Annotated in this window: 19 protein-coding genes and 1 pseudogene; all 20 read right to left on the minus strand. The window is 66.8% G+C overall.

Annotation, left to right across the window (positions count from 1 at the left end; translation table 11 throughout):
• Positions 1-2: 2 nt before the first annotated feature.
• The 20 genes and pseudogenes from rpsE to rpsJ all read right to left on the minus strand — a co-directional run bounded on the left by rpsE (position 3) and on the right by rpsJ (position 12,133).
• Positions 3-677 (minus strand): 30S ribosomal protein S5, encoded by a 675-nt coding sequence (rpsE, locus tag H9I38_RS05740; protein WP_226337803.1) that lies wholly within the window; start codon positions 675-677, stop codon positions 3-5.
• Positions 678-706: 29 nt separating this feature from the next.
• Complete coding sequence (gene rplR, locus H9I38_RS05745; RefSeq protein ID WP_226337943.1) at positions 707-1,090, minus strand: 50S ribosomal protein L18; 384 nt, start codon at positions 1,088-1,090, stop codon at positions 707-709.
• 2 nt (positions 1,091-1,092) lie between these two features.
• Positions 1,093-1,629 (minus strand): 50S ribosomal protein L6, encoded by a 537-nt coding sequence (gene rplF / locus H9I38_RS05750; protein WP_226337804.1) that lies wholly within the window; start codon positions 1,627-1,629, stop codon positions 1,093-1,095.
• A gap of 27 nt (positions 1,630-1,656) precedes the next feature.
• Complete coding sequence (gene rpsH, locus H9I38_RS05755; RefSeq protein WP_226337805.1) at positions 1,657-2,055, minus strand: 30S ribosomal protein S8; 399 nt, start codon at positions 2,053-2,055, stop codon at positions 1,657-1,659.
• A 64-nt stretch (positions 2,056-2,119) separates the two neighbouring features.
• A complete protein-coding gene (gene rplE / locus H9I38_RS05760; protein ID WP_226337806.1) occupies positions 2,120-2,686 on the minus strand; it encodes a 50S ribosomal protein L5 in 567 nt (188 codons plus the stop codon).
• On the minus strand, positions 2,686-3,045 hold the full coding sequence (rplX, locus tag H9I38_RS05765; protein ID WP_226337807.1) for a 50S ribosomal protein L24: 360 nt from the start codon (positions 3,043-3,045) through the stop codon (positions 2,686-2,688). The genes rplE and rplX overlap by 1 nt, the downstream gene beginning before the upstream one ends.
• Before the next feature lie 3 nt (positions 3,046-3,048).
• A complete protein-coding gene (gene rplN / locus H9I38_RS05770; protein ID WP_226337808.1) occupies positions 3,049-3,417 on the minus strand; it encodes a 50S ribosomal protein L14 in 369 nt (122 codons plus the stop codon).
• A gap of 189 nt (positions 3,418-3,606) precedes the next feature.
• Positions 3,607-5,238 carry an ATP-binding cassette domain-containing protein gene (locus H9I38_RS05775; RefSeq protein WP_226337809.1) on the minus strand — a complete coding sequence of 544 codons (1,632 nt, stop codon included), beginning with the start codon at positions 5,236-5,238 and terminating at the stop codon, positions 3,607-3,609.
• 109 nt (positions 5,239-5,347) lie between these two features.
• Positions 5,348-6,553 carry a hypothetical protein gene (locus H9I38_RS05780; RefSeq protein ID WP_226337810.1) on the minus strand — a complete coding sequence of 402 codons (1,206 nt, stop codon included), beginning with the start codon at positions 6,551-6,553 and terminating at the stop codon, positions 5,348-5,350.
• A 364-nt stretch (positions 6,554-6,917) separates the two neighbouring features.
• Positions 6,918-7,208, minus strand: coding sequence for a 30S ribosomal protein S17 (gene rpsQ, locus H9I38_RS05785; protein ID WP_226337811.1), 291 nt, complete (start codon positions 7,206-7,208; stop codon positions 6,918-6,920).
• A gap of 22 nt (positions 7,209-7,230) precedes the next feature.
• Positions 7,231-7,447, minus strand: a pseudogene (gene rpmC / locus H9I38_RS05790) (50S ribosomal protein L29); the annotation flags it as partial.
• Positions 7,448-7,449: 2 nt separating this feature from the next.
• The gene (rplP, locus tag H9I38_RS05795) at positions 7,450-7,866 is read right to left on the minus strand and encodes a 50S ribosomal protein L16 (RefSeq protein WP_226337813.1); all 417 of its coding nucleotides are present in this window, start codon (positions 7,864-7,866) and stop codon (positions 7,450-7,452) included.
• The gene (gene rpsC, locus H9I38_RS05800; RefSeq protein ID WP_226337814.1) at positions 7,867-8,673 is read right to left on the minus strand and encodes a 30S ribosomal protein S3; all 807 of its coding nucleotides are present in this window, start codon (positions 8,671-8,673) and stop codon (positions 7,867-7,869) included.
• The gene (gene rplV / locus H9I38_RS05805) at positions 8,674-9,042 is read right to left on the minus strand and encodes a 50S ribosomal protein L22 (protein WP_226337815.1); all 369 of its coding nucleotides are present in this window, start codon (positions 9,040-9,042) and stop codon (positions 8,674-8,676) included.
• A 31-nt stretch (positions 9,043-9,073) separates the two neighbouring features.
• Positions 9,074-9,355: a 30S ribosomal protein S19 gene (gene rpsS, locus H9I38_RS05810; protein WP_226337816.1), complete on the minus strand. Its 282-nt coding sequence runs from the start codon at positions 9,353-9,355 to the stop codon at positions 9,074-9,076.
• A 12-nt stretch (positions 9,356-9,367) separates the two neighbouring features.
• Positions 9,368-10,204: a 50S ribosomal protein L2 gene (gene rplB, locus H9I38_RS05815; RefSeq protein ID WP_226337817.1), complete on the minus strand. Its 837-nt coding sequence runs from the start codon at positions 10,202-10,204 to the stop codon at positions 9,368-9,370.
• Between the two features lie 34 nt (positions 10,205-10,238).
• Complete coding sequence (rplW, locus tag H9I38_RS05820) at positions 10,239-10,544, minus strand: 50S ribosomal protein L23 (RefSeq protein ID WP_226337818.1); 306 nt, start codon at positions 10,542-10,544, stop codon at positions 10,239-10,241.
• Entirely contained in the window at positions 10,541-11,155 is a 615-nt protein-coding gene (gene rplD / locus H9I38_RS05825) for a 50S ribosomal protein L4 (RefSeq protein ID WP_226337819.1), read from the minus strand. The genes rplW and rplD overlap by 4 nt, the downstream gene beginning before the upstream one ends.
• Positions 11,156-11,159: 4 nt before the next feature.
• On the minus strand, positions 11,160-11,813 hold the full coding sequence (rplC, locus tag H9I38_RS05830) for a 50S ribosomal protein L3 (RefSeq protein ID WP_226337820.1): 654 nt from the start codon (positions 11,811-11,813) through the stop codon (positions 11,160-11,162).
• Between the two features lie 11 nt (positions 11,814-11,824).
• Positions 11,825-12,133 (minus strand): 30S ribosomal protein S10, encoded by a 309-nt coding sequence (gene rpsJ, locus H9I38_RS05835; RefSeq protein ID WP_013349689.1) that lies wholly within the window; start codon positions 12,131-12,133, stop codon positions 11,825-11,827.
• Between the last annotated feature and the right edge of the window lie 236 nt (positions 12,134-12,369).

Genomic DNA, 12,369 nt, shown 5'->3' on the forward strand with positions numbered 1-12,369 from the left:
GGTTACGCACCTGCCTTTTCGTTCTGCATTGCACGCAGGACGCTGGCCGGGACGACCTCGTCGAGCGCGAGGCCGCGGCGAGCGGCCACGGCGGCCGGCTCCTCGAGGCCCTTGAGGGCGGCGACGGTTGCGTGGACGATGTTGATCGCGTTGGACGAGCCCAGCGACTTCGAGAGGACGTCGTGGATGCCAGCGCACTCGAGGACGGCACGCACCGGACCGCCGGCGATCACGCCGGTACCCGGGGAGGCCGGACGCAGGAGGACGACGCCGGCGGCGTCCTCGCCCTGCACGAAGTGCGGAACCGTGCCAGCGATGCGCGGGACGCGGAAGAAGTTCTTCTTCGCCTCCTCGACCGCCTTCTGGATGGCCGAGGGAACTTCCTTGGCCTTGCCGTAGCCGACGCCGACCATGCCGTCGCCGTCGCCCACGACCACGAGGGCCGTGAAGCTGAAGCGGCGGCCGCCCTTGACGACCTTGGCGACGCGGTTGATGGTCACGACGCGCTCGAGGAACTTGTCCTTGTCGTCGTTCCGGCCGTTGTCACGGGAATCGCGGCCGCGGCCGCCGTCGCGACGGCCTCCGCGCTCGCCGCCGCGGCGCTGGCCGCGACGGTCCTCGTTCGAGCCGGCGCCTGCGGTGGCTTCAGTTGCCTCAGCAGCGTTTGCTTCAGTCACCTGAGTGTCCTTTTCCTTGTTTGCTTCGGTCACAGTGCCAGCCCACCTTCCCGTGCGCCGTCCGCCACAGCCGCGATGCGGCCGTGGTAGCGGTTGCCGCCGCGGTCGAACACGACGGACTCGACGCCGGCCGACTTGGAGCGCTCGGCCACGAGCTCGCCGACGCGCTTGGCCTTGGCCGTCTTGTCACCGTCGAAGGAGCGGAGGTCCGCCTCCATGGTCGACGCCGACGCGACGGTGACGCCGCGGGAGTCGTCGACGACCTGGACGAAGATGTGACGAGCGGAGCGGTTGACGACCATGCGGGGCCGTGCAGCCGTGCCGTTGATGCGCTTGCGGATGCGGAGCTGACGGCGTGCGCGGGCAGCCGACTTGCTCTTCGAGTTGCGCTTCTTGTTGATGTTGATCGCCATGGTCACTTACCAGCCTTTCCGACCTTGCGGCGGATCTGCTCGCCGGCGTAACGGACGCCCTTGCCCTTGTAGGGGTCGGGCTTGCGCAGCTTGCGGATGTTGGCGGAGACCTCGCCGACCTGCTGCTTGCTGATGCCCGAGACCGAGAACTTGGTGGGGCCCTCAACAGTGAAGGTGATGCCCTCCGGCGCCTTGACGGTGATCGGGTGCGAGTAGCCGAGGGCGAACTCGAGGTCCGAGCCCTTGGCCTGAACGCGGTAGCCGGTACCGACGATTTCGAGCTTCTTTTCGTATCCCTGGGTCACGCCGATGATCAGGTTGTTGATCAGCGAACGGGTCAGACCGTGGAGGGACCGGGACTCACGCTGGTCGTCGGGACGGGACACCTCGATGGTGTTGTCCTCGAGCGAGACGGAGATCGGCGATGCGACCTTGTGCTCAAGCGTGCCCTTCGGGCCCTTGACGGAGACGAGGTTGCCCTCGAGCTTGACCTCAACGCCGGCGGGAACCGAGATGGGGAGACGTCCAATGCGGGACATTGTTTATTCCTTTCCCTTGTTCCCTGGTTACCAGACGTAGGCGAGGACTTCGCCGCCCACGCCCTTCTTGGCAGCCTGGCGGTCCGTGAGGAGACCGGAGGACGTGGACAGGATGGCGATGCCGAGTCCGCCCAGCACGTGCGGGAGGTTGGTCGACTTCGCGTACACGCGGAGGCCCGGCTTGGAGATGCGGCGGATGCCGGCGATCGAGCGCTCGCGCTGCGGACCGAACTTGAGGGTCAGCGTGAGGGTCTTGCCGACCTCAGCCTCTTCCTCGCTCCAGTCCTTGATGTAGCCCTCTGCCTTCAGGATGTCGGCAACGCGGGCCTTGAGCTTGCTGAACGGCATCGAGACGGACTCGTGGTATGCCGAGTTTGCGTTGCGCAGACGCGTCAGCATGTCTGCGACGGGATCTGTCATGGTCATGACGGGGCCTTAGCCCTTCCTCATAACGGTTTCCGCGGGTTTCGCGGACCTGTTACGTAGTGGTTTAGTTCTCGGTCTTGAACGGGAAGCCCAGCGCCTTGAGGAGCGCACGGCCTTCGTCGTCGGTCTTCGCGGTCGTGACGACCGTGATGTCCATGCCGCGGACGCGGTCGATCTTGTCCTGGTCGATCTCGTGGAACATCGACTGCTCGGTGAGACCGAAGGTGTAGTTGCCGTTGCCGTCGAACTGCTTGCCCGAGAGGCCGCGGAAGTCGCGGATACGCGGGAGAGCCAGCGTGACGAGGCGGTCGACGAACTCCCACATGCGGTCGCCGCGGAGCGTGACGTGGGCGCCGATCGGCATGCCCTCACGCAGCTTGAACTGGGCGATCGACTTGCGGGCCTTCGTGACCATCGGCTTCTGACCGGTGATCGCGGTGAGGTCGCGGACAGCGCCCTCGATGAGCTTGGAGTCCTTGGCGGCGTCTCCGACACCCATGTTGACGACGACCTTCACCAGGCCGGGGACCTGGTTGACGTTGCCGTAGTTGAACTCGCCCTGGAGGCTCTCGCGAATCTCCGAGGCGTACTTGGCCTTCAGGCGCGGGGCGACTGCGGTGGTCTCAGTCATCAGAGATCCTTTCCAGTGGCCTTGGAGACGCGGATGCGGACGGTCTTCTCCTTGCCGTCACGCGTCACGGTCTCGAGTCGGTAGCCGACGCGGGTCGGCTTCTTGGTCTCGGGGTCGACGATGGCCACGTTGGAGATGTGGATCGGCGCCTCGACCTCGACGATGCCGCCCTCGGTGGTGCCCGAGGCAGTCTGGCCCGCGCGAACGTGCTTCTTGATGCGGTTGACGCCCTCGACGAGAACGCGGTTCTCCTTCGGGAGCACCTGCAGGACCTTGCCCTGCTTGCCGCGGTCACCGCCGCGCTCGGCCTTGGCGCCCGTGATCACCTGGACGAGATCGCCCTTCTTGATCTTTGCCATGAGTTAGAGCACCTCCGGGGCGAGCGAGACGATCTTCATGAAGCGCTTGTCACGCAGCTCGCGGCCCACCGGGCCGAAGATGCGCGTGCCGCGGGGGTCCCCGTCGTTCTTCAGAATGACCGCTGCGTTCTCATCGAACTTGATGTAGGAACCATCCGCGCGGCGGCGTTCCTTGCGCGTGCGAACGATGACCGCCTTGACGACGTCACCCTTCTTCACGTTTCCGCCAGGAATGGCATCCTTGACGGTGGCGACGATCACGTCGCCAATGCCTGCGTAGCGGCGTCCGGAACCGCCGAGAACACGGATGGCAAGGATCTCCTTGGCGCCCGTGTTGTCAGCGACCTTGAGCCGCGACTCCTGCTGAATCAATGTCTACTCCTGTCGTCGCGCCGGTTCTCACGCACTCGCGTGAGCCTTGCGGAACGGTCTGTGTACAACCCGCATTCCATGGCGTGACGCACTGGTCCGACCAGAGGGGCTGCGGGGTCTGCCGCCTGCCAGACTCCTCGGCGCAGAAGTGGGCGCGCGAAAAGGGCACAGGCGTACAGATCTTCCAGTCTACCCCCTGGTGCCAACCTCTGGCGAATCCTCCGAGACGAGCACTCCGTCATGCATCCTCAGCACCGCGTCGAACGCCGGCAGGAGCGCGAGATCGTGGACCACGCTGACCGTCGTCGTCCCTTCGGGGAATGCCGAGAGGATGCGCTGCTGCTCCGGGAGGCTGTTTCCCGCGAAGGCCTCGTCGATGAGCACGACGGCGGGCCGGCACCAGAGGACCCGCAGCAGCGAGATGTCCCGGAGCTGCTTCACCGTGAGGTCGTCGCGCGTCATCGCCGCCTCGAGGTCCATGTCTGCGAGGGAGTCGAGCCCCGCGCCGCAGATCAGCTCCCCCACCTCCTCGGCAGCCCGGCCTCCCGAGCCGTCTGGCCCCATGAGGACGTTCTCGACGACGCTCCCGGCGAAATAGAACGGCTCCTGGCACACGTAGAGCATCTGCGGACGCCCGTCTGGTCCGAGGGAACGGCGCGCCTCCTGGGGCGGGAGGCCTTCGATGCGCACATCGCCCCGATCGGGCACGAGCTGACCCGCCAGGATGCGGATGAGCGTGCTCTTGCCCGCTCCGGACAGCCCCACCAGCGCCGCGTGGGCGCCCGGGGGAACACGGAGGTCCACCCCGCGCAGGGTCGCCGCCGCCTCCGTGCGCGGCTTTCCGTCACGCGCCGCCGAGGGGTAAGAGAAGACGAGGCCCCGGCACTCGAGCGCATTCGCCGCGGTCTCCTTGCGGTCGGGGCGCCTTTCCGGCTCGCCGACCTGGGGGACCAGCCCGAGGCCGATGACCCGCCGGAAGACGAGGCGGCACATCTGGACCTCCCCTGCCCAGAACGCCAGCTCGTTCAGCGGGTTCTTCAGCGACACTCCGAGCGCCGCGGCACTCGCCACCGCGGCCGCGGAGACCGCGCCCTGCGGAGCGGCGAGGGCCAGGAGCACCGGCCCGACGACGAGCAGGGCCGCTGCGAAGCCCTGGACGAGGTTCAGCTCCTTCACGAGCCTGCGGTCCTCCGTCTGGACGGTGAATCGCCCGTCGATGGCCCGGACAGCGTCGCGGCGCGTCTCCTGCAGCCATCCGGCCTGAGCAAGGAGTGCTCCGCCGAAGGCGAGTTCTGACGTGCGAGCCGTCACTGCGGCGTCGGCGCCCACAAGCCTGAGATTGACCGCGGCTGCCCGCGGAAGGTGAAGCCCCACCGCGGCAGCCGTCACTGCCACCGCTGCGAGCAGCGGAAGGACGAGCACTGGGGAGAGGAGCCAGAGGAACACCGCACCGGCGAGGGCATTGACGCCGAGCAGGAGAACCGAGGGCACGCCGTTGGCCACGAGGTCCTCGACCCGCCGCGCATCGTGAACCGCCCGGGAGGTGAACGCGGACGCCCCCGCCCGCTCCACCTCGCGCGGCTCCGCCTTCAGCGTTCGGGCCACGCTGGTCCGGGTCAGCTCCCGGTAGACGGCGAGGCCGAACCCGAAGCTCATGCGCGTCTGCAGAGCCTCTGCCGTGGGCGCCACGAGGACGGTGAGCGCTCCCAGCAGGACAAGCAGCGCAAGGCTCCCGCCCTCACCGGTCACCAGACCCGTGGCCTCGCCGACCATGGCGGGACGCACCAGGAAGAGCGCAGCTCCCGCACTGGCCAGCGCCACACTCCACAGCGCAGCAGCCCGGTGAGGGCGCGCACAGGAGAGGAGCTCCCGGAGGACACGCCGGTCATCGGCCAAGGGAAGGCCGTCAGGAGCTGCGGAGGCTGTCCGCTCACGGCGTGTCATGATGCGGCCTCCCCTCCGGCATGCCCTCGCCGTGCAGCACCACCCCGTCCATGGCGGACAGACGTTCCAGGATCGCGGCTCGCGTCAGCTCGTCGACGGAGTCCAACGCTCCGTCCAGGACCAGAGGAGCCTGCGGTTGGGGCTCTGCATCCGGACTGGTGCCCTCCAAGCGCCCTCCCGCCAGGGCCTTCGCCAGGACCAGCCGTTGGCGTTGGCCTCCCGAGAGCACGGCCGCGGGACTCTCGCCCGAATCGAGGCCACCCGAAGGAAAGCGGTCCAAGATCTCGCGCGCACACGCAACATCCAAGGCGGCCGCCGTCGCCGGCTCCTCTGCCTCCTTGATGAGACGCGTGAACGCACCCTGAGTCAACGGCGTGTCGAAGAAGATCCTGGCCGGAGCGTGCGGCAGCTGCACCTCTGCACCCATCTCCTCCGCGCCTCCATCCTCCGCACTAGGGCCGAGGATCTCCGCGATGCGGGTCTCCCCCTCAGCCCCCGCCTGGCGGAGATGGAACAGCTCGACGAGCCACGGCAGCGGTGCGGCCACAAACGGGAACAGGAGAAGCGCACCTGTCGCGCCGGCTGTGTCCACCAGCCCGGCCTGCGACAGAAGAAGGCAGGCCACAACGAAGGCGACGAACGAGAGACCTCCGAGTGCGGCCTGGATTCCACCGTGGTTCGCGTGGACGCGCAGGACCCGGAGATCGTGCCGGAGGGAATCGTCCAGGCTCACGCGGTGCCACTCCGCCATCCCCTCAGCCGCTCGCAGACCGCTGATGAGGCGGGAGGAGCGGGAGATCTCCTCGATCCGCTGGACGGACGACCCATACGAGGTACGGGCTGCGGCGATTCCGGACGTGGATCTGCGACCGACCGTGACCATGACGGCATAGGACACCGAGGCGAAGACGGCGATGACCGCGGCAAGCCAGATGCTGACCCAGCCGATCCCGATGAAGGCTGCCCCCGCGACGAGGCAGCGTGACAGAGCGTCGGGGACTGCACGGCGCGCCCGTGCCACACCCGGAACATCCGAGGTGAGCACCGACGTGTAGCCCCGCGAGTCCGGACGGCCGCCCAGCACCACAGCCGATCCGAGGAATCGGCTCCACTCCATTCCGATAGCCGTCACGGTGGAGAAGCCGAAGGCCGAGAGGACGCCTTCCAGGAGAGCCAGCGCGACCAGCAGCATGACGAGCTCCCCTTGGACGTGCCCGCGCGCCAGTCCCTCGAGCACCTGCCCTAGAACGAGGCCCAGCGACGTCGCGGTTCCCGCACTGAGCAGTCCGATCAGGACCGCAGCAGCGAAGCGGGCACGGCGCGGCTGCCGGTCCACCGAAAATGACCTCCAGCGAGGGCCGGAACCACGAGCCGTCCTCACAGCCGCCCGTCCTGATGTGAGCGGTCTCCGAGAGATGCACTCGGAGGTTCCGACGTGTTGCACATACGCACGTCTTATCACATCGGCTGGCTCAGACGAAAACGAGGCCCCGCTCCCCCGGTGTTCCGGGGAGGCGGGGCCTCGGTGGTTCGGCGGTGCCGAGTCGGGACGGCTCTTAGCGAGCGCGCTCCACGATCTCGACGAGGCGCCAGTTCTTCGTCGCCGCCATCGGGCGGGTCTCGGCGATCACGACGAGGTCGCCGACGCCGGCGGTGTTCTCCTCGTCATGGGCCTTGATCTTCGACGTCCGGCGGATGACCTTGCCGTACAGGGCGTGCTTCACGCGGTCCTCGACCTCAACCGTGATCGTCTTCTCCATCTTCGTGGAGACGACGTAACCGCGGCGGGTCTTGCGGTAACCGCGCTCGGTGGCCTTCTCAGTCACTGCGACTTCCTTCTCGCTCACTTGTCATCACCCTTCACGTCCTCGACGATCTTGAGCTCACGCTCGCGCAGCACCGTGTAGATGCGTGCGATGTCGCGACGGACGGCGCGCAGGCGGCTGTTGTTCTCCAGCTGGCCGCTGGCGGCCTGGAAGCGCAGGTTGAACAGCTCTTCCTTGGCCTTCTTGAGCTCCTGCGTGAGGCGCTCGTTGTCGAAGCTCACGAGCTCCTTGATACCGAGATCCTTGGATCCGATAGCCATGATCATTCACCACCCTCACGACGGACGATACGTGCCTTCAGCGGCAGCTTGTGGATCGCGAGGCGAAGAGCCTCGCGGGCCACGTCCTCGCTGACGCCGGAGAGCTCGAAGAGAACCCGTCCCGGCTTGACGTTGGCGACCCACCACTCCGGCGAGCCCTTGCCGGAGCCCATGCGGGTCTCGGCGGGCTTCTTGGTCAGCGGACGGTCCGGGTAGATGTTGATCCAGACCTTGCCGCCGCGCTTGATGTGGCGCGTCATGGCGATACGGGCCGCCTCGATCTGACGGTTCGTGACATACGCGGGCGTGAGAGCCTGGATGCCGAACTCGCCGAAGTTGACGGTCGTGCCGCCCTTCGCAGCTCCCGTGCGCTTCGGGTGGTGCTGCTTGCGGTGCTTCACTCGACGTGGGATAAGCATTTAAGCCTCTCCTCCCTCTGCCGCAGCGGGGGCCTCGGCCGGAGCCTGGGCCTGCTGCTGCGACGCCTGACGGTCGTTGCCACGACGACGGCGCTCGCCGCCACGGCCCGGACGGTCGCCGCGGCCGCGCGACGGAGCGGCGGCGGCCTGAGCAGCGAGCTCCTTGGCCGTCATGTCGCCCTTGTAGATCCAGACCTTCACGCCGATGCGGCCGTACGTCGTCTTGGCCTCGAAGAAGCCGAAGTCGATGTTGGCGCGCAGCGTGTGAAGCGGAACGCGGCCCTCGCGGTAGAACTCCTTGCGGCTCATCTCCGCGCCGCCGAGGCGGCCGGAGCACTGCACGCGGATGCCCTTGGCGCCGGCGCGCTGAGCGGACTGCATGGCCTTCTTCATCGCGCGGCGGAACGCCACACGCGAAGCGAGCTGCTCGGCGATGCCCTGAGCGACGAGGGTCGCCTCGGTCTCCGGGTTCTTCACCTCGAGGATGTTCAGCTGCACCTGCTTGCCCGTGAGCTTCTCGAGCTCGCCGCGGATGCGGTCGGCCTCTGCGCCGCGACGGCCGATGACGATGCCCGGACGAGCCGTGTGGATGTCCACGCGGACGCGATCGCGGGTGCGCTCGATCTCGATCTTGGCGACAGCGGCGCGGTCCATGTTCGGACCGGTGAACATGTTGCGGATCTTGACGTCTTCGACGACGAAGTCCTTGTAGCGCTGGCCGGCCTTGTTGCTGTCAGCGAACCAGTGCGACGTGTGGGCCGTCGTGATGCCGAGGCGGAATCCGTTCGGGTTGATCTTCTGTCCCATTTACTTCTCCCCACCCTTCTCTTCCGGAAGCGCGACAACGACGGTGATGTGGCTGGTGCGCTTGTTGATGCGGTAGGCGCGACCCTGGGCACGGGGCTGGAATCGCTTCATCGTGGGACCCTCGTCGACGAAAGCCTCGCTGATGAACAGCTCGTCTTCCTTGAACGCGATGCCGTCACGGTCTGCTGCAACGCGAGCGTTCGCGATGGCAGACGCCAGAACCTTGTAAACCGGCTCCGAAGCGCCCTGCGGGGCAAACTTCAGGATCGCCAGCGCCTCATTCGCCTGCTTGCCACGAACGAGGTTGACGACGCGCCGGGCCTTCATAGGCGTTACGCGAATGTGGCGCGCAATAGCCTTGGCTTCCATTGCTTTCCTTCTCTCTGAAAGGCAGCCCCGCTTAGCGGCGCTTGCCCTTCTTGTCGTCCTTCACGTGGCCGCGGAAAGTCCGCGTGGGGGCGAATTCGCCGAGCTTGTGCCCGACCATCGACTCCGTGACGAAGACCGGGATGTGCTTGCGTCCGTCGTGAACAGCGATCGTGTGGCCGAGCATGTCGGGCACGATCATCGAACGGCGGGACCACGTCTTGATGACGTTCTTGGTGCCCTTTTCGTTCTCGGCAGCGACCTTCAGGTAGAGGTGCTGGTCAACGAAAGGACCCTTCTTCAGGCTGCGTGGCATGGTTGCAGGCTCCTATCGCTTGTTCTTGTTACGACGGCGACGCACGATGAGCTTGTCGCTTTCCTTGTTCGGACGACGGGTGCGGCCCTCGGGCTTGCCGTTCGGGTTGACCGGGTTGCGGCCGCCGGACGTCTTGCCCTCACCGCCACCGTGCGGGTGGTCGACCGGGTTCATCGCGACACCGCGGACGGTCGGGCGGACGCCCTTCCAGCGCATGCGGCCGGCCTTGCCCCAGCTGATGTTGATCTGCTCGGCGTTGCCGACCTCGCCGACCGTGGCGCGGCAGCGCACGTCGACGTTGCGGATCTCGCCGGAGGGCAGGCGGAGCTGCGCGTAGCGGCCCTCACGGGCGACGAGCTGAACGCTCGCGCCAGCGGAGCGGGCCATCTTGGCGCCGCCGCCCGGACGGAGCTCCACACAGTGGATGACCGTGCCGACGGGGATGTTGCGCAGCGGGAGGTTGTTGCCCGGCTTGATGTCAGCGTTCGGACCGGCCTCGACCACGTCGCCCTGCTTGAGGCGGTTCGGAGCGATGATGTAGCGCTTCGTGCCGTCCACGTAGTGCAGGAGCGCGATGCGCGCGGTGCGGTTGGGATCGTACTCGATCTCCGCAACGCGGGCGTTCACGCCGTCCTTGTCTGCACGGCGGAAGTCCACGAGACGGTACTGGCGCTTGTGGCCGCCGCCCTTGTGACGCGTCGTGATCTTGCCGCTGTTGTTGCGGCCGCCGGTCTTGGAGAGCGGACGCAGCAGCGACTTCTCCGGCGTGGACCGGGTGATTTCTGCGAAGTCGGCTACGGACGAGCCGCGGCGGCCCGGCGTAGTCGGCTTGTACTTACGGATTGCCATAGTTCAATTCCTCGTTAAAGTGGTCTCCGCTTTTCTAGGAAAGCGGACCGCCGAAGATGTCAATGGACTCGCCCTCACGAAGCGTGACGATCGCGCGCTTCGTGGCCTTGCGGGAGCCCCAACCGAAACGGGTGCGCTTGCGCTTGCCCTCGCGGTTGATGGTGTTGATCGAGACGACCTTGACGGAGAAGATCTTCTCCACGGCCTGCTTGATCTCGGTCTTGTTCGAGCGCGGGTCCACGAGGAACGTGTAACGGCCCTCGTCGATCGCGCCGTAGCTCTTCTCAGAGACGACCGGGGCGATGATCACGTCATGCGGAGCCTTGTTGAGCGTGCTCACTTGGCGGCCTCCTTCGCGGCAGTCTTGGCTGCAACGAACGCCTCGTAGGCAGCCTGGGTGAACACCACGTCGTCGTTGACCAGCACGTCGTACGTGTTGAGCTGGTCCACGTACAGGCAGTGGACGTTCTCGATGTTGCGGACCGAGAGGGCCGCGACGTCGTTCGAGCGCTCGATGACCACGAGCACGTTGCGGCGCTCGGTGAGCTGCTTGAGGCTCGCGATGGCGTCCTTCGTGCTCGGCTTCTCGCCGGAGACGAGGGAGTCGACGACGTGGATGCGATCGTGGCGAGCGCGGTCCGAGAGGGCGCCGCGGAGTGCAGCCGCGATCATCTTCTTCGGGGTGCGCTGCGAGTAGTCGCGCGGGGTCGGGCCGTGGACGATGCCGCCGCCGGTCATGTGCGGAGCGCGGATCGAGCCCTGACGAGCGCGGCCGGTGCCCTTCTGCTTGAACGGCTTGCGGCCTGCACCCGAGACCTCTGCGCGGGTCTTCGTCTTGTGCGTGCCCTGGCGAGCAGCCGCCAGCTGGGCGACGACGACCTGGTGCAGCAGCGGAACGTTCGTCTGAACGTCGAAGATCTCGGCGGGAAGATCAACCTTGACAGTTGCCATTTCCTTATGCTCCCTTCACTGCGGAACGGACGAGGACGACCGAACCGCGGGCACCCGGAAGAGCGCCCTTGATGAGCAGCAGGTTCTTCTCGGCGTCAACGGCGTGAACCGTGAGGTTCTGCGTCGTGTGACGGACGGCGCCCATGCGGCCTGCCATGCGGAGGCCCTTGAAGACGCGCGACGGCGTGGAGGCGCCACCGATCGATCCCGGCTTGCGGTGGTTCTTGTGCTGGCCGTGGGACGCGCCGACGCCGGCGAAGCCGTGACGCTTCATGACGCCTGCGAAGCCCTTGCCCTTCGACTTGCCCACGACGTCGACCTTCTGGCCGGCCTCGAACAGGTCCACGTTGAGCTCCTGGCCCAGCGAGTACTCGGCGGCGTCCGCGGTGCGGAGCTCGACGAGGTGACGGCGGGGCGTGACGCCCGCCTTCTCGAAGTGGCCGGCGAGGGGCTTGGTCACCTTGCGCGGGTCGATCTGGCCGTAGCCGATCTGGACCGACGTGTAGCCCTCGGAGTCATCCGTGCGGAGCTGGGTCACGACGTTCGTGTCCGCCTGGACGACGGTCACGGGGATGAGGCGGTTGTCCGCATCCCACACCTGGGTCATGCCGAGCTTCACGCCGAGCAGGCCCTTGAAAGTACGCTGAGTGGTCGACATTGCCTCTCCCCCTACAGCTTGATCTCGATGTTGACGTCAGCCGGCAGATCGAGACGCATGAGCGAGTCGACGGCCTTCGGCGTCGGGTCCACGATGTCGATGAGGCGCTTGTGGGTGCGCATCTCGAAGTGCTCGCGGCTGTCCTTGTACTTGTGCGGAGAGCGGATGACGCAGTACACGTTCTTCTCCGTGGGGAGGGGAACGGGTCCCACGACCGTCGCGCCTGCGCGCGTGACCGTCTCAACGATCTTCCGAGCCGAAACGTCAATAACCTCGTGGTCATACGACTTCAGCCGGATGCGGATTTTCTGTCCCGCCATGGCGTCGTGCCTCTTTCTTCTTCTTGACACTGTCGAAGTGCGTCCATCACGCCCGGCTGCGGGAGCCCCGCAGGCTGGTCGCTGTCAACGCTCCGGCTGAGCTGAATCCTCCCCTTCCGGGGCGGGTTCCTCAGAACCGCCGGACACCGTACCCCGCGCTCGGGCGTGTCGCCAATCCTCCAAGGATCCGCGGCTCGCATTCGAGAGGGGCCGGACTGTTGCGCTCGCTCCCCCGG

It is taken from the genome of Arthrobacter sp. UM1, assembly GCF_020483305.1.
GTDB lineage: Bacteria > Actinomycetota > Actinomycetes > Actinomycetales > Micrococcaceae > Falsarthrobacter.